The sequence below is a fragment of the Nocardia sp. alder85J genome (genome assembly GCF_020176955.2).
Lineage (GTDB): Bacteria > Actinomycetota > Actinomycetes > Mycobacteriales > Mycobacteriaceae > Nocardia.
This window is the reverse complement of the sequence record NZ_JAIUCZ020000004.1, coordinates 666,648-685,943: the sequence shown is the minus strand read 5'-3', so window position 1 is coordinate 685,943 and position 19,296 is coordinate 666,648. Positions and strand designations below refer to the sequence as shown.

Genomic DNA, 19,296 nt, shown 5'->3' with positions numbered 1-19,296 from the left:
CCGAAATCCGTTCGATCACCACACTTCTCATCGCCAATCGGGGCGAGATCGCGGCCCGGGTCATCCGCACCGCACGGCAGATGGACATCGCCACCGTGGCGGTGTACTCCGACGCCGACCGGGACGCACCGTACGTGTCGCAGGCCGACGCAGCGGTGCACCTGCCCGGCACCGCACCCGCCGACACCTATCTGCGTGCCGACTCGATCCTGGCCGCGGCCCGTCGTACCGGCGCCGACGCCGTCCATCCCGGCTACGGATTCCTCTCGGAGAACGCGCATTTCGCGCGCGAGTGCGCCGCCGCGGGCATCGTGTTCGTGGGTCCGAGCCCGACGGCGATCGCCGCGATGGGATCCAAGATCGAGGCCAAGCGGATCATGGCAGACGCCGGGGTGCCGGTGCTGCCGGGGGCGACCGTCGAGCACGAATCCGACGGGGATCCGGAGCGCTTGCGCGCGGTGGCCGCGGAGATCGGCTTCCCCATCCTGGTGAAGGCCGCCTTCGGCGGCGGCGGGCGCGGCATGCGGATCGTCCGGGAGCAGAGCGAACTGGCCGAGGCCGTGCGCAGCGCCCGGCGCGAGGCCGCCTCCGCCTTCGGCGACGGCACGGTATTCCTGGAGAAGTTCGTCGAGGCCCCCCGGCACATCGAAGTGCAGATCTTCGGTGACCGCTTCGGCACGGTCGTCCATCTCGGCGAGCGGGAATGCTCGATCCAGCGGCGCTATCAGAAGATCATCGAGGAATCCCCGTCGACCGCCGTCGACGCGGAATTGCGCGCCGAACTCGGCCGGGCCGCGATCGCCGCCGGCAAGGCGCTGTCCTACGAGGGCGCGGGCACGGTGGAATTCGTGATGGCGCCCGACGGTTCGTTCTACTTCCTGGAGGTCAACACCCGATTGCAGGTCGAGCATCCGGTGACCGAACTCGTCACCGGCATCGATCTGGTCCGCGCGCAGTTGCTGGTCGCCGCGGGTGCGCCGCTACCGGAACAGCTGCTCACCGCGACCCCGCGGGGGCACGCGGTGGAGGTCCGGCTCTACGCCGAAGACGTTGCGGCGGGCTTCGTTCCGGTGTCGGGCACCCTGACGACGCTGGAATTCCCGGAGCTGCCCGGTATCCGGGTGGACGCGGGTTACGGTTCGGGTTCCCGGGTGAGCACCTTCTACGACCCGATGCTGGCGAAGGTGATCGGCTACGGGCCCGACCGCGACGCCGCCTGCGCGGTGCTGGCCCGGGCGCTGCGAGAGACTCGGGTGCACGGCGTCACCACCAACCGGGACCTGCTCATCGGCATCCTGCGTGAGCCCGAATTCCGTTCCGGCGCCATCGATACCGGATATCTGGACCGGCACGACCCGGCCACGCTGGCAGCCGGTGCGGGCGACGCGGACACCACCACCGCGACACACGCGCTGGTGGCCGCGCTCGCCGCCCAGGCGGCGCGCCGAGCCGGCGCCACGATCCTGCCCGGGTTGCCGTCCGGTTTCCGGACCCTGCCCAGCGCCGGCCAGACCATGTCGTTCACCCACGGCGACCGGACCCTGCGGGTGGAATACCGATTCGAGCGCACCGGCCCCACCGCGCGCGTCGATGACTGGCAGCCGGAGAACCTGACCCTGCTCACCACCACCGCGGATCTCGTCGACGCGGTCGTCGACGGCGTCCGCCGACGGTACCGCGTCACCGCCGACGGTACGACCTGGTTCGTCGACAGCGCGCTCGGATCCACCGAACTGAACGAGGTGCAGCGATTCCCGGACCCCAGCCGAATCCAGGAGGCCGGATCACTGCTGGCGCCGATGCCGGGCACCGTCGTGCGCATCGAAGTGACCGAGGGACAACCGGTTTCGGCGGGCGACCCGATCCTGGTGCTGGAGGCGATGAAGATGGAACACACCGTGCGCGCACCCGCCACCGGCGTCGTCGTGAGGATTCCGATTTCCCTTGCGGCCCAAGTCGATTCCGGTCAGCTACTCGCGGTCGTGCAGGACGGAGGGCAGTCGTGAACGCCGTGCGCTACGAGGTCCGCGACGGTGTGGCCTGGCTGACCATCGACCGGCCGCAGGCGCGCAACAGCCTCGACCGCGCCGTCCGGGACGGGCTCTTCGCGGGGGTTCGGCGATTCAACGACGACGACGAGGCGAAGGTGCTGGTGCTCACCGGCGCCGGCGACAAAGCGTTCTGCGCCGGTGGCGATCTGGCCGAGATGAGCCGGGACGGGCTGACCGTGCCGCCGGTCGATTTCGTGCCGCAGTTCGGCCGCAACATCGAGGTCGACAAACCGACGATCGCCGCGGTCAACGGAGCGGCCTACGCCGGCGGATTCCTGCTCGCGCAGACCTGTGACCTGTGCGTCGCGGCGACCACAGCCACCTTCGCCATCTCCGAGGTTCGAGTGGGACGTGGATCACCCTGGGCCGCACCACTTCCGCTGATGATCCCGAGGCGGGTGGCGATGGAGCTGGTGCTGACCGGTGCGCCCCTGACGGCACGACGCGCATACGAGATCGGCTTCGTCAACCAATTGACCGAACCGGGCGAACTGCGCGAACGCACCCAGGAACTGGCCCTGCGGATCGCGGCGAACGCGCCGCTGTCCGTGCTGGCCGGTAAGCGCACGATGGCGCTGACCGCCGAGCATTCGCTGCACGAATCCTTCGAGCGCGCCGAAATGATCTGGGCGCCTGTATATTCCAGTGACGACGCGCAGGAGGGCATGGCGGCTTTCGTGGCCCGGCGTGCCCCGGAATGGCAAGGCCGGTAATGGCCGTCGACTATCCCGCACTGCTCGGCGCCCTGGATTCGGAAACCGGCCACCTCCTGGATTTCCTCGCCACGACGACCGCAACATTCTGGCGAGCACCCACCCCTGCCGCGGGCTGGACGGTGCACGATCAGCTGTCACACCTCGCCTTCTTCGACGACTTCGCGTACCTGGCCCTGACCGACGCGGACCGGTTCCGCGTCGATGCCGCCGAATTGACCGCGCTCGGAACGGATTTCCCCGATCGGGTCGCGGAACGACACCGGCATCTGACGCGTCGGGAATTGCAGGCGTGGTTCACCGAATCTCGCCGTCGGCTGCTCACCGCGTTCGCCGAGGACGATCCCCGCCGCCGGCTGCCCTGGTTCGGGCCGGACATGAGCGTCGCCTCCGCGGCGACCGCGCGACTGATGGAGACCTGGGCGCACGGGCAGGACATCTACGACACCGCCGGCGTCGCACATCCGCCCGCATCCGGACTGCGCAGCATCGCGCACCTCGGCGTGAGCACGTTCGCGTTCGCCCACCGTCTGCACGGCCTGAGCGTGCCCGAGCAACCGGTTCGGGTCGAACTGACCGCGCCCGGCACCGGCGAGCTGTGGACCTGGGGCCCGGCCGGCGCCACCGACCGGGTCATCGGCCCCGCAGCGGATTTCGTGCTCGCGATCACCCAGCGACGGCACGTCGCGGACACCGCGCTGACCGTCCACGGCGACGTCGCCACGCGATGGATGACCATCGCCCAGGCTTACGCGGGCGCGCCGGGTACGGGCCGGCCTCAGCGAAACACCAACGGCCGAGAGGAATTTCATCGATGAACGCCCCGACTTCCCGGCGGCCGGTCCGGATCGGCAACATCTCGGGGTTCTACGGTGATCGGCTCGCGGCATTCCAGGACATGCTCGACGGCGGGCCGATCGACGTGGTGACCGGAGACTACCTCGCCGAACTCACCATGCTGATCCTCTGGAAGGCGCGGCAGCGGGACCCGGCGGCCGGATACGCGAAAACCTTTCTGACGCAGTTCACCCGGGTCGCGGCGACCTGCGCCGAGCGGGGCGTGAAGGTCGTGGTCAATGCCGGTGGCCTGGCCCCGGGCCGGTTGGCCGACCGGGTTCGCGACGTGGCGCGCGCGGCGGGACTGGACCTGTCGGTCGCGCACATCGAAGGCGACGACATCGTCGAACGCCTGCCCCACCTGCAAGCCGCCGGGCACCCGTTCCGCCATCTCGACACCGGCCGGACATTGGCGCAGGCCGGCGTGCGGCCCGTGTCGGCCAACGCCTATCTCGGCGGCTGGGGTGTCGCGGCAGCGCTGGCCCGCGGCGCCGACGTGGTGATCGCGCCGCGGGTTACCGACGCAGCCCTGGTTCTGGGTGTGGGCGCGTGGTGGCACGACTGGGAGCGCACCGACTTCGACGCCCTGGCCGGCGCAATCGCCGCCGGTCACATCATCGAATGCGGCCCACAGGCCACCGGCGGCAACTATTCACAGCTCGACGAGCTGACCGACCACCGATACCCCGGTTCACCCATCGCCGAACTGGCCGCCGACGGCAGTTTCGTGCTCACCAAGCACGACGGTACCGGCGGGCTGGTCTCGACCGGAACGGTCACCGCCCAACTGCTCTACGAGGTCGACGCACCGGCCTACCCGAATCCGGACGTGGTGGCGCATTTCGATACCCTCCGTCTGGTTCAGGACGGCCCCGACCGAGTCCGGGTGACCGGCGCCACCGGGTCACCGCCGCCATCGCAGCTCAAGGTCGCGATGAACTATCTCGGGGGCTATCGCAACACCATGACCATGGTGCTGACCGGACTCGACATCACGCGCAAGGCGCATCGGGCCACCGAGCAGCTGTTCGATATCCTCGGCGGCCGTGCGTCCTTCGACGAGGTCGACGTGGAGTTGCTACGTTACGACCGGAGCGACCCGATCCGGCTCAGCGATGCGACCGCCCACCTGCGGATCACCGTCAAGCACCACGACCGGGCGCGGGTCGACCGCGCCTTCTCGGACGCGGTGCTGGAGTTGGCACTGGCCGGATACGCCGGCTTCCACACCACGACACCACCGTCGTCCGCCTCCGAATTCGGGGTGTACTGGCCGACTCTGGTGCCCGCCGCGGAGATCGAGCACGTGGTGGTGCACGCGGACGGGCACCGAGAGGCCGTCGGCCACTGCCCACACACCGACGACCGTTGTCTCGCCGTCGTCCAGAACGACGACCCCGACACGAGCACAACGGATTTCGGTCCGGTCACCCGACGTCCGCTGGGCACCGTGGCCGCGGCCCGATCCGGCGACAAGGGCGGCAAGGCCAACGTCGGCGTCTGGACCGACACCCCGGAGCGATGGAACTGGCTGCGCACCCATCTCACTGTCGACAAGTTCACCGAATTGATCCCCGACACAGCAGGATTCGAGATCCGTCGCTACGAATTCCCGAACCTCCGGGCGCTGAACTTCGTGGTCGTCGGCTTCCTCGGCGACGGCGTCGCCTCCTGCACCCGCACCGACCCACAAGCCAAGGGACTCGGTGAATTTCTCCGAGCTACCCGGACCGAGATCCCGGACAGGCTCACGGCGGCCGGCCCGCGCCCGCCGGCCGGCACGGCACACGCCGCCCGTCCGGGGTGCGAGGTCCCCAGTTCGCCTCTAAAATAGAGGCATGTCCGAAAGTCTGATATTGCGGGTGTGGCAATCGAAAGACTCCACACAACTGCCGGCCCTGCTCGCCGAGGAGGCGGTCTTCTCGAGCCCGGTCGCCGATTACCACGGCCGGGCCCGCGCGGCACACCTCCTGGCCACGATCGCGACGGTGCTCGATTCGGTGCACCAGACCCGGCAGTGGACCGACGGGCAGCAGGGGATGTTCGCCTTCACCGCACGATTCGCCGACCAGGAACTTCAGGGGGTGCTGCGGGAAGAACTCTCCGAGACCGGCAGCCTGACCCACGTGACACTGTTCCTGCGACCGTATCGGGCACTGCGCGCGGCCATCGCGGAGATGGCACGGCGACTGGAAGACGCACCCCCGCCGCAAGCGGCGTGATCGTGGCAGCCGAAACGCCACGCCCAGGACGCCCGGTGCGCGGATCGACCACCGGACGCCCGATCATGGCCCTGTTCGATCTGATCGGGCGGCGCTGGGTGCTGCGGGTGATCTGGGAACTCGATCGGGCCCCCGGCCCACTCACCTTCCGCGAACTACGCACCGCATGCGGCGACCTCTCCTCGAGTGTGCTGACCCGTCGGCTGTCCGAGCTCACCGAGGCGCGTCTCGTCGAACACGAGGCGGGGTACCGGCTGACCAGCGCCGGGCGCACACTCGTCGAGCGGCTCGCACCATTGACGCAGTGGGCGGCGGAGTGGCACAACGATGATGGATGAGAGGGCATCGGTCAGTGGCCCATGCCGAGGCCGCTGGCCTGCCTCGCCGTGTCGGTGAGGGCTGGGCGGCGATCTGCTCGGTCCGGCGCTCGATGAAGGCATTCCAGTCGGAGGCACGCTCGACAAGCACATCACGGACGTTGTCGTGGGTTTCCGTCATCCGACAGCCGGCGCGGTGGCATCGGAGTGGTCCGGCAGTTCGACGATTCCGGCGTTGCGGGTGATCCCGATGCCTACGAGAACTGTCGCGGCTGCGGCGAGCGCCGCGCATATCAGGAAGGCGACGCGAAATCCCTCGGTGAGGGCGAATTCCGGGCGGAAGCCGGTGCGCACGAGCTGTGCGCTACGGTGACTTGCCACGGCACCGAGCGCTCCGAGTCCTATCGCACCGCCCAATTGCTGAGTTGTGGCGACCAGACCGGAGGCGAGTCCAGTGATGTCATCGTGGGTTTCGCCGACCGCGGCGATGGTCATGGCAACGAACCCGAGACCCATGCCGAGTCCGGCGACAAGCAGTCCTGGCAGCAGCGCCGGAAAGTCGCCGGTGTAGGACAGCCGCGACAGCAGGAACATTCCGATCGAGCCCGTACCCAACGCGGCCATCAGGATCACACGGACACCGACCCGCGGCACCGACCACGCGGCGGTCGCGAAGCCGAGGATTACCGTCGCGCAGAACGGGAGCCAGGCGGCGCCGGTACGAGCAGGACCCAGATGCAGCACTTGCTGCAGGTACAGGGTCAAAAAGAACAGCATGGATACGTTGGTCGAGCAGAGTGCGATGTTGGCCAGGTTCGCGACAGCGCGATCCCGGTTGCGGAAGAACGACAGCGGGATCAAAGGTGCGGTGTGCCGCGACTCGACGACTGCGAAGGCGATCAGGAGCACGACACCGGTACCGATTCGCAGAGCGATGGTGACCGGACCGACGCGTCCGGCGTCGATGAATCCGAGTGCCAGCATTGCCGCCGCCCCTGTCACCAAGGCCGCTCCGATTCCGTCGACCCTGCGCGGACCCGCTACCGGCCGCCGGGCCGGAACCAGCCGCGGTACCGCCACCAATGCGGCGACCGCTACCGGGACATTGATCAGAAAGCACCAGCGCCATGACATGTACTCCGTCAACAGGCCCGACAACACCACGCCGAGTGTGGCGGCGAAGCCGCCCAGACCGGCCCAGATCCCGAGCGTGCGACTACGAGCCCTCGGGTCGGAGAACAAACCGGCAACCATCGCCAGCGCCGCCGGCCCGGCCGCGGCTCCCCCGATCCCCTGCCCCGCGCGGCTGGCGATGATCATCGCCGAGTTCTGCGCCGATCCGGTCATCAGCGATGCGATTCCGAAGATCGCGACACCGATCAGGAATACCCGTCGGGGACCGAACAGGTCGGCACAGCGACCACCGAGCAACAGAAAGCCGCCGAAGGTCAGCAGGTAGGCATTGACTATCCAGGTCAGTCCGCCTTCGGACAGGCCCAGCGTGCGCTGGAGAGTCGGAAGGGCGACATTGACGACGGTGTCGTCGAGGTTCAGCATCATCTGCACCGAGCACAGCAATACCAGCGCCACATACACCGCTGGTGAAGTTTTTTCGGGCGACACCGAAGGTGCCGGTGGGGTCGCAGCAGAGTCCATCACTCACTCCATATATTGGTAGTTGACCACCATTACTCTCGGGCAGTCTAACTCCCGGAACATATTGGTGGTCAACCCCCAATTTTCTGTAGAGTCGGTACAGTGACCCAGCGCCATCCCCCCGATCATGCGGTCAACGCCTTGACCACCGGCGAGCTGGTAGATGCCCTACAGCACGCAGTCGGCCTGGTACGCAGTCATTTCGCGGCCGCCACCGCCGCGGCAGGCGTGACACCGGTGCAGGCGAAGGTGCTGCGGCAGCTGACCCGACCCACCACGGTCAAGGACCTTGCCACCCAGCTCGGCGCCGACATATCCAACACCTCGAGCACCATCGACCGGCTGGAGACCCTCGGCCTGGTCGAGAAGCAGACTGGCAGCATCGATCGGCGCGTCCGGCTCATCACGCTCACCGACCACGGTCGCCGCGTCCGCACGACCCTGGACGACGTCGCATTCAACTCCGTGCCGGCACTCGAAAACCTCTCCACGAGCGAGCGATACGACTTGTACCGGCTGCTGCGAAAGGTCGGCGGCGAGACACATCCAGCCTGACCCGCGGGCCGACCGGTTACGACCACACTCGCTCGCCGGCCCGTCGTCGCCGGGTAGCGGGCCCGCTACGTCACCGAGTCCAGGGACGAGAAGACCACCACATTGGACAGGTAACTCTTCGCGGTCTGGTCGAATTGGCCGCCACAGGTGACGATTTGAAGAGTGGCGCCGCCGCGGGGGCCGAAGACGACCTGGTCGGGGAACTGGGTCTTGTCGTACATGCGCACGTCGGTGACCTTGAAGTGCGCGGTCTTCCCGTCCGCGCGGGTCACGTCGATCATGTTGCCCGGCTCGACCTTCTTGAGGGAGAAGAACACGCCGACGCCCTGGTACGAATCGACATGGCCGAGGATGACCGCCGAGCCCTGCTCACCCGGTGCGGGGCCCTTCTGGTACCAGCCGGCCTGCCGGTAGTCCGCGGGCACCTGGACCGAGCCGTCGGTGTTGAGCCCCAGCGCGATCAGCGATCCCGCGGCATCGATCGAGGAGATCGTGAACGACACCGGGGTGGAGCGGCCGATCGGCGGCGCGGTCCGCACACCGGTGGTCGACGCGGCGGCGGTGTCGGCGGCCGCCGCCGGTCGGCTGTGGTCCGCTGATCCGCAGCCCGCGATCAGCGCCACGGCCGCCGCCGCGGCGGTGGCGCAGGCGCCGAGACGTGTCCGACCGGACTTCATCGTGATCCTCGCAATCCTGTTCGTGCTGCTCACTTGCCGCTGACCTCGGCGGCCATCCCACCGGCACCGGTGTCTGGCGCACCCTTGGGGATCACGTAACCGCCCGGCGGGACCAGGTCGGTGACCGCCGGACCGCCGGCGATACCGGTGGTCGCGTCCGGCGCGATGGCCATGCCGTACACGGTGTCCGCGCCGGCCGCCGCTGCCCCGGCGGTGACCAGGTCGATGCCGCCCAGGCCGCCGGCCTGCGCCGAGCCGCCGGCCCCGGCCTGCCCGCCCCCGGTGCCGCCCACGCCGACACCGCCACCCGTCTGCGCCGAACCGCCCGCCCCGACACCCCCGCCGACACCGGTCTGGGCCGAGCCGCCGATGCCGACCCCCAGGCCCGCACCGCCACCGGTCTGCGCCGAGCCGCCGTCGCCGGTCTGTGCGCTACCGCCACCGGTGCCACCGGTCTGGGCGCTGCCACCGGTCTGGGCGGATCCGCCCGCGGTGATGCCGATCCCGGTTCCCGGTGCGGCCTGGCCCGGCACGACCGGGTTCCCGCCGATCCCCGCTTCGCCGCCGGCGGAGGCGCTGCCCGTCGGGGCCGCGCCGCCGCCGACGGAGCTGTTGCCGCCGATGGTCACACCGTTGCCGCCCACGCCGACCCCGCCGCCCGCGTCGAGCCCACCGACCCCCACCCCGCCGCCGAGGGTGATGCCCGGGACCGGCTCCGGCGTCGTGCTGGCAGGAGCCGCAGCGGCCGACGACGCGTACACAGCGACCGCGGCCCCCACAACCACCACCGCCGAGAACATCCTTGCCGACATCTGCGAACTCCTTCCGAATGTTGTGGCTACGACTGCCCTTCCGTCGGATCTCGCGGACATTGTGTTACCAGGAGTTGTCCGGTTCCTGCGCGATAGCGGATTCCGGCCCCGGACCCGGCTCGCGTCCGCGCCACCGGGGGCCCGCCTGAGCGGCGGCAGCACCGCGGAGATCGAAGAATCGACGGCCCACCGCGGGATTCGCTGCGCGGCTACTGCGCGGTGACACCGGATGTCCGAACAGTGAGGATTTCCGTCCGAGTCGGTTCACCGGACATTCGGCCTTGCCGGGCAACGATACAGAACAGTACAGTACAGCCATGCGAGCACTGACCTTCGCCGGCCGAGACCGGCTCGAGTGGCGCGATGTCGCGGACCCGGTGGCCGCGGGCAGCGGCGAGGCCGTCGTCCGGCCGCTGGCCGTGGCCACCTGCGACCTGGACATCGAGATCATCCGCGGCCGTACGCCGTTCGAGCCGCCGTTCGTCCTCGGCCACGAATGTGTCGCCGAAGTCGTCGAGGTCGGCGACGGCGTGCGCGGCGTGCAGCCCGGTGCCCGCGTGGTCGTCCCCTTCCAGATCAACTGCGGCACCTGCGCCGCGTGCCGGGCAGGCCGGACCGGCAACTGCCTGAGCGTGCCCCTGATGTCGACCTACGGATTCGGGCTCGGTGAGCAGGGCACCCGGTGGGGTGGCTTCCTCGCCGACCTGATCCACGTTCCCTATGCCGACGCGATGCTCATCCCGGTCCCGGCGGGCCTGACCGCCACCGCCGCCGCCGGAGCCTCCGACAACCTCACCGACGGCTTCCGCGCCGTCGCACCCCACCTCGCCCAGCGCCCCGCAGCGCCCGTACTCGTCGTCGGTGGCGCCGGGTCCGGGTCGATCGGTCTCTATGCCGCAGCCCAGGCCAAGGCATTGGCCAGCGAACGGGTGCTCTACCTCGACACCGACCCGGCCCGCCGGGCCGTGGCCGAGAGCTACGGCATCGAAACCCTCGACCACATCCCGGACCGGCTCGACGCCAGGTTCCCCATCACCGTCGACGCGTCCGGAGACATCCGTGGTCTGTCCCTCGCGCTCGCGAGCCTGGACCGCGATGGTGTGTGCACCTGCACCGCCATCTACTTCGATCCGGCCGCGCAACCCCGGCTCCCCCTGCTCGCGCTGTACACCATGAACTCGACCTTCCTCACCGGCCGCATCCACGCCCGCCGCGACGCCCCGGCACTGCTGGACCTGCTCGCCTCCGGACGTTTCGACCCCACACCCGTCACCACGCGCGTCGTCCCCTTCGCCGACGCCGCCGACGCCCTGACCGCGCACGACTACACCAAATTGGTGTTCACGCCGTGACCCCGCGCGAGCGGGTCCTGGCAACCGCCTCGAAACTCTTCTACCGCGAAGGTATTCGCGCCGTCGGCGTCGACCGCGTCGCCGCCGAGGCCAACGTCAGCAAGATGACCCTCTACCGTCATTTCCCCACCAAGGACGACCTGGTCGTGGCGGTCCTGGAAGCCCGCGACGAGCCCGCACAAGCCATGCTGGCCGCCGCGACCGCGACAGGCACCGCCCGCGAGCGCCTGCTCGGCGGCTTCACCCTGCTGGAGATCTGGTTCACCAGCAAGGGATTCCGCGGCTGTCCGTTCATGAACGCCAGCCTGGAACTCGCCGACCCCGGACACCCCGCACGCGCCGTCGCCGAGCGGCACAAAACCGCCACCAGGGACCAATTCCGTGTCCTGGCCCACGACGCCGGAATCACCGACCCGAACAGCATTGCCGATCAACTCGCCATCCTGTTCGACGGTGCCATCGCCCAAGCCCAGATGCGGGACCCCGGGCTCGTCGCTCGCGCCGCCCTGGCCGCCGCGACCACCCTCGTCGACGCCGCCCTCGCACGGCGGTGAATCCGGTTCCACCGCCGGGTCGGCGCGCGGCCGGGACTTCGCGACGTTCAGTGGCCGGGTGGAGCGAGGCGATGACGTGCGGGGCGGGACTGTAACCCCGGCGCATACCTGTCTTCGAGGATCGACCGGCGGTGCCCCGGGCCCCTGCCCCGGGGCCGCGGACCCGACTCTTCCGCTCGGGCCGGCGCCGCCGGCAGTCCGTCACCAGAGACGAGGAACATGAGCACTCCACCCGGCGCAGGATCGCAACGGCGCAATATGCAGGCATGGTCGAGATGATCGCGAACGTGAGACGAGCGTGGCGGGGATTGGCACTGATCCCGGTGGCGATGGTGACGGTCGCGGGGTGCGGGGACAACACGCGCGGGGACGGCGCGGCGCCCGCCACGACGCCGGTAGTACCGATGACGTTGACGGGCAGCGATTTCAAGGGCGTGTGCCAGGGCGCGACCGTGTCGCGCGCGGCACCTTATTCGGCGGCGGGGTCGCACAAGGTGGTCATGCTGTCACCGGACAACAAGGCGAACCTGGTGGAGGACACCTCGACTCTGCCGGCCGACTGGATGGTGCAGTCCGACTCCGCCGGCGATGCCTACACGCGGATCGACACGGTCGCCTGTGTGCAGATCGCTACAGCCGACGAAATCCGAACCTGCGACGGCTACAAGGACGGCGACAAGCCGACGAAAAATACGGTGAAGCTGAATTCGACGACGTACAACGTATCGGTCCGTGAGGCCACCACCGGAAAGGTGCTCGGCGCCACCACATTGGCCAGCGCGGACGAATCCTGCCCGATGTTCGTGTTCTTCGACAACGACGCGCAGGTCCAGAACTATTACGCGCCACCGTCGTCGGACGAGCTGATCGCCTTTCTCAAACCCTTCGTCCAGCCCTGACCGCCGGCCACCGGTTCTGCACGAAAGTCATTGTGGGTCAAGCGGTCGAGTCGCTGTCAAAGCTGGGTGGTGCTGTGCAGGCGAGCCCAGGTCTCGGCCCGCTGCTTGGCCTCGGCCACCGATCGCGCCGAGTCCTGTCGCACGAACCGGTTGTCGCGGGTCACCAGCCACGCACACGCTTTCGCCCCGGAGGACGTCACGCGTAACCGGAAACCGTAGGCGTGCTTGATCAGATACCGGGGTGGGTTGCCCGCCAGCCCCCAGCCTCCCTCGGCGTGTTCGGGCCGGATCGGTTCGGCCGTGTCGGCGGTGACCGCCTGGTCCCGCCGTCGTCGACGCCATCGATCGGCACCCTCGGGGCGGGGCGGGCAGAACACCGCCGCGAACAGCACCGCCAGCGGGATCGCGAGGGCCGGCAGTATCTCGGTGAGTCCGTTCATCACGGCTGTCCTGCCGGCGCATCCCAGGCTCGGGCCGCGCGCCAGCGTCCGCGTGGATACGCCGCCAGGACCAGGTGCTCGCGGCTGAGGCGGTCCAGGGCCCGGCGTACCGTCCGCCGGGTCAGGCCCGCGGCCCGCTGGATCTGCTCCACTGTCAGTTGCCCGCCCGGTGCCAGCGTGCGGAACACTCTGACCTCCGCCGGGGTCATCCGCCGACCCCGGGAACGTGCCGTGGACGCATATCGCCGTCATGGTGACCGGTGTCGAAATCCCCATCCATCAGTGCCGTCCCCACTTCTGTCTCGTGGCGTTCACCCGTTGCGGGTGCCGGTGCAGCCCTGCGTCGGCGATTCCCCGTGGGTCACTGCCTGACGTGAAGTGGACCGCAGACAGCATGAGAAAACTATGACACTCGCTCACCGAGCGTCATAGGCCACTCCGGGTAGAGAGGAGATTTTCCTGTCGATCGGCGGTGTCTTTACAGATCTACCGCGTATTCCTGGCGGTAGGCCCAGCGATTTGCCGGATAGATCGCTTCGTCGAGTTCCACTGAGCGGCCGCTGCCGTCGTGGATCGTCAACCGGCACACCAGTACCGCGGCGTCGGTCAGGCCGAGCACCGCTGTCTCGTAGCCGGTCGCGGTGCGCGCGCACATCTGCTCGCGCGCGTACACCGGGCGGATCCGCAGCGCGTCGGCGAGCAGTTTCACCGTGCCACCACGGATCTGCTGCGGCTGTGCCAGCGGTGGCGCGATCTCGGCCATCTCGGCGGCGAACCAGCTGGTGGACAACTCGATCGGGCCCTCGGTGTCGCTGATCACCCGCCGGCGTTCGATCACCGGCGCACCGATGTCGAGCCCGAGCAGCGTCGCGACATGCTCCGGAGCACGGGACAGGCCGACGAAGGGGAACGTCACGGATTCGGTGTCCGAATAGGCCGTCCCCAGCCGTGCCGAGCGGACGAAACGTTCCCGGGCGCCCGGCGCCGCGTGCGGTGGCCGGACATAGGTTCCGCTGCCGGTGCGGGATTCGACCAGACCCTGCTCGCGCAACGCCGCCAGCGCCTTGCTCGCGGTGGTCCGCGCCACCTGCCACCGGGACGCGATCTCGCGGACCGACGGCACCGGTGCGCCCGGCGCCAGGTCACCGCGCACGATCAGGTCCCGTAGTTCCTGCGCGATCAGCAGGTACGGCGGCAGGTCGTCGATTCCGGACACGATCTTCCCTCCGGTGGCCTAGGACACTCCGACAGCAGTGTGCCACCATCGCCGCATGCCGAAGAAAGCGATCGCCGTCGCCGCCGGCGGCGGCGGCGATGCCATCACCACCGCGGTCCTGCGCCACCGGCTGCCCGATCTCGAGGTCGTGGCGATCGCGAGCTGGAGCTGGGACCGCTACATCGTCGACCCCACCCCCGGCCCCCGCCACGCCCGCGACTTCCGGGGCCTGCGCGACCTCGGCGGCGTATTCCAGGTCCCCGCGGACGCGGCCCTGCACGGTCCCGGCCGATCCACTCTGCCCCGGGTCGCCGCCGCCCTCGACCTCCCGGTACTCCTGATCGACGCCACCGGCGGAGCAGTCGGAATCGCGCACCTATTCCGCATCGCCGCACGCTGTTTCGAGGCGACCGAACTCGTGGTCGTCGATGTCGGCGGCGACATCCTCGCCGCGGGCACCGAACCCGGGCTGCGCAGCCCGCTGGCCGATTCGCTCGTCGCCGCCGCCGCGGCCGCCACCGGCCTGCCCGCGCGGCTGCTGGTCACCGGAATCGGTCTCGACGGTGAGCTGACCGTGCCCGAGGTACGCGCCGCGCTGAACCGGTTCGGCGCGGTACCGGCGTTCACCCTCACCGCCGCCGACGTCGCCGCGTACGCGCCGATGTGGAGCTGGCACCCTTCGGAGGCCAACGGCTTGCAGGCCGTCGCCGCCGGAGGATGGCGCGGAACCGTCGAATCCCAACGCGACGCGCTGATCACGGTCACCGACGAACAGACCCGCGTGTACACCGTGCACCTGCCGGCAGTCGTCGAAGGCACCCTCGCGGCCGGGCTGACCGCCACCACATCCCTCGACGACGCCGAAGCCGTCGTCCGCGCCGCGCGGGGACGCACCGACATCGACATCGAACGCGACCGGCGTGACCGGTCCTCGACGACGGTGCCGGTCACCGACCCGCTCACCGTCATCGACCGCCACGCCGGCACCGCCACCGCCCGGGGCGCCGACGCACTGACCATTCGACGGGTTCTCGAACTGTGCCGCACCGCCGGACCGGCGGCCGACGAGATGCGCGTGCAACTGACCACGCACCGCAGCCATCATCTCCACGGTCCGCTGTATCTCACCTCCGGGCGTTGCCCGGTGCTCGGGTAGGGCAGATCGCAGCCACGTCGGCCGGACCGCGCCTCCGCGGCGACACTCTCGCAGGCGAATTCCGATGCCGGGCATCACCGCCGGGGAAGGTGCTCTCACCGACACCGCCGCGAGCCGCGCGGGCCGGGCCGAGCATCCGAGTGTGCCGGTTCGGTTCGGTTATCAGCCGAAGTTGATGGTGCCGGTGTTGCCGCCCTGAATGTTCAGCTGTTTCGCCTGGTCATAAGCCCTGGCTACGAATACATCGACCTTTTTGTCCTCGCGGACGATGTCCACCAGGCGGTGCAGGGCCTCTGCGAATCCAGGATCGGTGCGCACAGCGGCTGCGATCACCTCGGCGGCCGCGGTCTGCTTCTCCGGACTCGCACCATCGGTCAATTCCAGTAGAGCAGCGGGAGTTTCGCGCCCGTGCCCGAATTTGTCGCCGATCAGTTCGCGCAGCCCGGTGACGGCGTGCCAGGTGCTGGAACCCGCGTCCTTGGCCAGCCCTTCCCCGAACTTCGATGCCAGCAGCGCTGCCGCTGCGACGCCCAGCGTCACCGGATCCATGATGTCCAACCCCTCGATCTGTCCCAGACCCGAACCCACCGCCCACCTTACCGGCGCAGGCCCCCCGTGTGCGCGAACCGGACTCTGCCGGTTGCATTCTCGCGCCTGCCGACCTGAAACGTGGTGGCCCGCCAACCGGGAAGCGACAAGACCGCTGTCACCCGGCAAGTGAAATCGCCGTTCGCAAAGACGAATACGGCGCTCTCGAAATCGATGTAGCTCCAAAACATCGTTCTCCGTTATCGATTCGGCAACAAGGCCGCTCACGGGCTTCTATGATGAAGCGTCCACGAGGCGCGTTCGTCGAGGTAGGGGTAATGAAGCCGGTGCCATCAGGGCCGCCGCCGCACAGCCGGTGCCGAAGCTCTGCACCAGAGTCACCGAGCAGATCATGGCGAACGCCTCGAATATGGTCAATCGACCATATCTACAATGGGAACCATCGGCGGATGATCCGCGAAACCGGTAGTGCCGCAGTCATATCGGCAATATCCCTGGGCAAGTAGGCGCCACCGACCGGCCACGCCGCGATCATCGAATCCGGCGCGACGACGGTGGTGAACAACCTGTGCGGCGTGCTGATCGCCGGGGCGACATAGCGGGCGACACAACCGGGTCGATGCCATCGGGTGCGCTCTCCGGATGTCGACTCTGTCTCTACGGCAACACCATCGGAGCTATCAGTTTCGGCTGACGAAGGAATCTCGTGTCCGAATTCGAGGCCCGCGACCGGGCCCGGCAAGTGAATATCGCCGGTGACAACACCGGCGAGATCATCGTGACCGACGGCAGCGGGACCACGCGGCCGCGCCCGGTGGTCACCGCGACCTTGCGCCACGATGTCGGCGCACTCGTCGGACGTGAGGAAGAACTGAATCAGATCCTGACCACGAGACGCGGATCAGGGCCGTCGATTCACACCATCGACGGCATGGCAGGCGTCGGGAAAACGGCTCTGGCCATCCGCGCTGCCCATGAACTGAGGGCGGGGTTTCCCGACGGGCAGTATTTCGTGGAGTTACACGGCCACACGCCCGGTAAAGCGCCGACCGAGCCGGCGGAGGTCTTGACCGGTCTACTGATCGGGCTCGGGGTCGATCCTCGATTCGTGCCCGAGACCCTGACCGGCCAGCGGGACATGTGGCGTGATCGGACCGCGGACAAACAGGTTCTCCTGGTTCTCGATGATGCCCGCGATCACATCCAGATCGAGCCGCTGCTGCCGAGTGGAAGCGGATGCGCGACGCTGGTCACCAGCCGTCGGCGCCTGATCGCGCTGGACGGGGCACAGCCGTTGGCGTTGCGCGTTCTCGAGGAAGACGCCGCCACCGAACTGTTCACGTCCTTGGCGCAGCGTATGACCGTCACGGTCGCAGAACGTGCTGCGGCCGCGAAGATCGTGCGGTTGTGCGGGTATCTACCGTTGGCAACCGTGCTGCTGGCCGGACGCCTGGCCCATCATCCGGCGTGGAGCCTCGATCAGTTGTCGGGAGAGTTCTCGGCAGCCGCAGACCGGTTGGCCGAACTCGATACCGGTGATCGAACCGTACGCGCAGCTTTCACGATGTCGTATCAGAATCTGCCTCCCCGGTTGCAACGAGTGTTCCGCCGATTGGGCTTACATCCCGGGCCCGAAGTCGATGCCTATGCGACAGCGGCACTGACCGATCTTCCGGTCCAGGTGGCGAGGCGGGAATTGGAGAGGCTCTACACCGATCACCTGCTCGACGAAACCGGCCCGGGCCGTTACCGATTACACGACCTGCTACGTGATTATGCCCGCACCCTGGCAACGGTCGGTGACATCGTCGCCGACAACGATCGATCGATGGACCGGCTCCTGGACTATTTCCACGACACTGCCGCGGCGGCCGATTGGCATCTGACGCGCCGCTTCCGGAGTAGTTCGGGTATCAATGTCCGGTCGGCGGCTTCCGGGAGGCCCATCTTCACCGATCAGCAAGAGGCGTTGGCATGGCTGCGCACGGAACGGCGCAACCTGCTCGCCTGTGTCGAGTACGTGACAGACGCACGGCCGACCCGAATGGTGGAGTTGACCGGGTTGGTCGCCGGATTGCTGGAGCGAGACGGGATGTGGTCACAAGCCGCCGACCTGTACCAGCGCGCGGCCGAAGCTTCGGCTCGCCTCGGCGACCATATCGGCCGGGCCGCCGCGCTGACGAATCTCCACGCCCTACACGAGCAGAGCCGACAGCATCACACGTTCGATGCTCCTATCCAACAGGCCAGGACCGCCCTCCGAGGGGAGATCGGTCACCGTCTCGATGAAGCCTCCGCGCTCAACACATTGGGCTTCGTGCGATCTCAGACCGGGCGATTCGCCGAGGCCGAAGACCTGCAACAGCAGGCTTTGGCGATCTTCCGGGAGATCGGGGACAGTTTCGGCGAGGCGTATGCCCTTCTCGGGCTTGCTCATATACGGCTGTGGACGGCCGCCTACGGCAAGGCTGTTCTCCTGCAACGGCGGGCTTTGGCGATCTTCCAGAAGATCGGAGACCGCTTCGGTGAGGCCAACATCCTGACGATCCTCGCTTTCGTGCGGACCTACACCGGAGAATTCGACGATGCGGTCACGCTGCACAGGCAGACATTGGAGATCTATCGCGAACTCGGCGATCGCATCAGCGAAGCCAATCCACTGGTAGGCATCGGGATGATCCGGGTATGGACCGGCGCCTACGGTGAGGCCGATGACATCCTCCACCAGGCGGTGACGACCTCTCACGAGATCGGCAACCGTTTCGGGGAAGCCAACGCACTCCAATGGCTGGGGAGCCTGCGTCAGCACACCGGCGACCATGGCGAGGCCGAAGACCTGTTGCGGCGATCGCTTTCGATTCAACGAGAAATCAACCACCGTATCGGTGAGGCATTCGCTCTGACCGCCCTCGGCGCACTTCAGGTGCAGGCCGGGAGACATCACGACGCCGGGGAACACCTTCGTCGAGCCCTGGAGATCTCCCGGGAGATCGGAGATCGACGCGGTGAAGCCGACACACTCACCGAGATCGGCAATCTGCTCCTACAGATCGGCGCGCCGGGCAGAGCCGCGTGGATTTTCACCGCTGCGCTGGACATCGCGCGCGACATCGGCATCCTGCATCAACAAGCCCGCGCCTTGGACGGCCTCGCTCACTGCCACGCGAATCTCGGTGATTCCAGGTCGTCCGTCGTCAACCTGCGCGAAGCCATCGAGATCTATCGACGGCTCGGAACGCCCGAAGCCGTCGCCGCCACAACCTATCTCACCTCTCTGGGACCTCTCTGAT

Annotated in this window: 19 protein-coding genes; 12 read left to right on the top strand and 7 right to left on the bottom strand. The window is 68.3% G+C overall.

What is annotated here, in order from left to right:
• Positions 1-5 precede the first annotated feature (5 nt).
• Genes LBW94_RS19010 through LBW94_RS18985 form a run of 6 tightly spaced genes read left to right on the top strand, consistent with a single transcriptional unit; the run spans position 6 to position 6,161 of the window.
• Positions 6-2,006, top strand: coding sequence for an acetyl/propionyl/methylcrotonyl-CoA carboxylase subunit alpha (locus tag LBW94_RS19010; protein ID WP_416276922.1), 2,001 nt, complete (start codon positions 6-8; stop codon positions 2,004-2,006).
• Positions 2,003-2,764: an enoyl-CoA hydratase/isomerase family protein gene (locus LBW94_RS19005; protein WP_225057065.1), complete on the top strand. Its 762-nt coding sequence runs from the start codon at positions 2,003-2,005 to the stop codon at positions 2,762-2,764. Before LBW94_RS19010 ends, LBW94_RS19005 begins: the two co-directional genes overlap by 4 nt.
• Positions 2,764-3,582 (top strand): TIGR03084 family metal-binding protein, encoded by an 819-nt coding sequence (locus tag LBW94_RS19000; RefSeq protein ID WP_225057270.1) that lies wholly within the window; start codon positions 2,764-2,766, stop codon positions 3,580-3,582. Before LBW94_RS19005 ends, LBW94_RS19000 begins: the two co-directional genes overlap by 1 nt.
• The gene (locus LBW94_RS18995; protein WP_225057066.1) at positions 3,579-5,435 is read left to right on the top strand and encodes an acyclic terpene utilization AtuA family protein; all 1,857 of its coding nucleotides are present in this window, start codon (positions 3,579-3,581) and stop codon (positions 5,433-5,435) included. The genes LBW94_RS19000 and LBW94_RS18995 overlap by 4 nt, the downstream gene beginning before the upstream one ends.
• A gap of 4 nt (positions 5,436-5,439) precedes the next feature.
• Positions 5,440-5,823 (top strand): nuclear transport factor 2 family protein, encoded by a 384-nt coding sequence (locus LBW94_RS18990; protein ID WP_225057067.1) that lies wholly within the window; start codon positions 5,440-5,442, stop codon positions 5,821-5,823.
• Between the two features lie 35 nt (positions 5,824-5,858).
• On the top strand, positions 5,859-6,161 hold the full coding sequence (locus LBW94_RS18985; protein ID WP_225057068.1) for a winged helix-turn-helix transcriptional regulator: 303 nt from the start codon (positions 5,859-5,861) through the stop codon (positions 6,159-6,161).
• A gap of 156 nt (positions 6,162-6,317) precedes the next feature.
• Here the strand turns inward: LBW94_RS18985 and LBW94_RS18980 are convergent, their stop codons facing one another.
• On the bottom strand, positions 6,318-7,730 hold the full coding sequence (locus LBW94_RS18980; RefSeq protein ID WP_225057069.1) for an MFS transporter: 1,413 nt from the start codon (positions 7,728-7,730) through the stop codon (positions 6,318-6,320).
• Positions 7,731-7,898: 168 nt separating this feature from the next.
• Here LBW94_RS18980 and LBW94_RS18975 point away from each other — a divergent pair, with 168 nt between their 5' ends.
• Positions 7,899-8,351 (top strand): MarR family winged helix-turn-helix transcriptional regulator, encoded by a 453-nt coding sequence (locus LBW94_RS18975; protein ID WP_225057070.1) that lies wholly within the window; start codon positions 7,899-7,901, stop codon positions 8,349-8,351.
• A gap of 65 nt (positions 8,352-8,416) precedes the next feature.
• On the opposite strand, the gene LBW94_RS18970 is transcribed toward LBW94_RS18975, so the two are convergent.
• Positions 8,417-9,028, bottom strand: coding sequence for a class F sortase (locus LBW94_RS18970; protein WP_225057071.1), 612 nt, complete (start codon positions 9,026-9,028; stop codon positions 8,417-8,419).
• Between the two features lie 29 nt (positions 9,029-9,057).
• Positions 9,058-9,840 carry a hypothetical protein gene (locus tag LBW94_RS18965; RefSeq protein WP_225057289.1) on the bottom strand — a complete coding sequence of 261 codons (783 nt, stop codon included), beginning with the start codon at positions 9,838-9,840 and terminating at the stop codon, positions 9,058-9,060.
• A 317-nt stretch (positions 9,841-10,157) separates the two neighbouring features.
• On the opposite strand from LBW94_RS18965, the gene LBW94_RS18960 reads away from it, so the two are divergent.
• From LBW94_RS18960 to LBW94_RS18950, 3 genes are all read left to right on the top strand, one after another.
• Positions 10,158-11,192, top strand: a complete 1,035-nt coding sequence (locus LBW94_RS18960) for a zinc-dependent alcohol dehydrogenase (RefSeq protein ID WP_225057072.1) — start codon at positions 10,158-10,160, stop codon at positions 11,190-11,192.
• On the top strand, positions 11,189-11,746 hold the full coding sequence (locus tag LBW94_RS18955; protein WP_225057073.1) for a TetR/AcrR family transcriptional regulator: 558 nt from the start codon (positions 11,189-11,191) through the stop codon (positions 11,744-11,746). Before LBW94_RS18960 ends, LBW94_RS18955 begins: the two co-directional genes overlap by 4 nt.
• Before the next feature lie 266 nt (positions 11,747-12,012).
• The gene (locus tag LBW94_RS18950) at positions 12,013-12,645 is read left to right on the top strand and encodes a hypothetical protein (protein WP_225057074.1); all 633 of its coding nucleotides are present in this window, start codon (positions 12,013-12,015) and stop codon (positions 12,643-12,645) included.
• 56 nt (positions 12,646-12,701) lie between these two features.
• Here LBW94_RS18950 and LBW94_RS18945 read toward each other — a convergent pair whose 3' ends face one another.
• From LBW94_RS18945 to LBW94_RS18935, 3 genes are all read right to left on the bottom strand, one after another.
• Positions 12,702-13,085 carry a hypothetical protein gene (locus tag LBW94_RS18945; protein ID WP_225057075.1) on the bottom strand — a complete coding sequence of 128 codons (384 nt, stop codon included), beginning with the start codon at positions 13,083-13,085 and terminating at the stop codon, positions 12,702-12,704.
• Positions 13,085-13,294: a GntR family transcriptional regulator gene (locus LBW94_RS18940; protein WP_225057076.1), complete on the bottom strand. Its 210-nt coding sequence runs from the start codon at positions 13,292-13,294 to the stop codon at positions 13,085-13,087. The genes LBW94_RS18945 and LBW94_RS18940 overlap by 1 nt, the downstream gene beginning before the upstream one ends.
• Positions 13,295-13,563: 269 nt before the next feature.
• Positions 13,564-14,301, bottom strand: a complete 738-nt coding sequence (locus LBW94_RS18935) for a GntR family transcriptional regulator (protein WP_225057077.1) — start codon at positions 14,299-14,301, stop codon at positions 13,564-13,566.
• Between the two features lie 55 nt (positions 14,302-14,356).
• Between LBW94_RS18935 and LBW94_RS18930 the strand changes: the two genes are divergently transcribed.
• Positions 14,357-15,457, top strand: coding sequence for a DUF1152 domain-containing protein (locus LBW94_RS18930; RefSeq protein WP_225057078.1), 1,101 nt, complete (start codon positions 14,357-14,359; stop codon positions 15,455-15,457).
• A 162-nt stretch (positions 15,458-15,619) separates the two neighbouring features.
• Here the strand turns inward: LBW94_RS18930 and LBW94_RS18925 are convergent, their stop codons facing one another.
• Positions 15,620-16,006, bottom strand: a complete 387-nt coding sequence (locus LBW94_RS18925; protein WP_225057079.1) for a hypothetical protein — start codon at positions 16,004-16,006, stop codon at positions 15,620-15,622.
• Between the two features lie 706 nt (positions 16,007-16,712).
• Here LBW94_RS18925 and LBW94_RS18920 point away from each other — a divergent pair.
• Positions 16,713-19,295: an ATP-binding protein gene (locus tag LBW94_RS18920; protein ID WP_225057080.1), complete on the top strand. Its 2,583-nt coding sequence runs from the start codon at positions 16,713-16,715 to the stop codon at positions 19,293-19,295.
• Position 19,296: the final 1 nt, after the last annotated feature.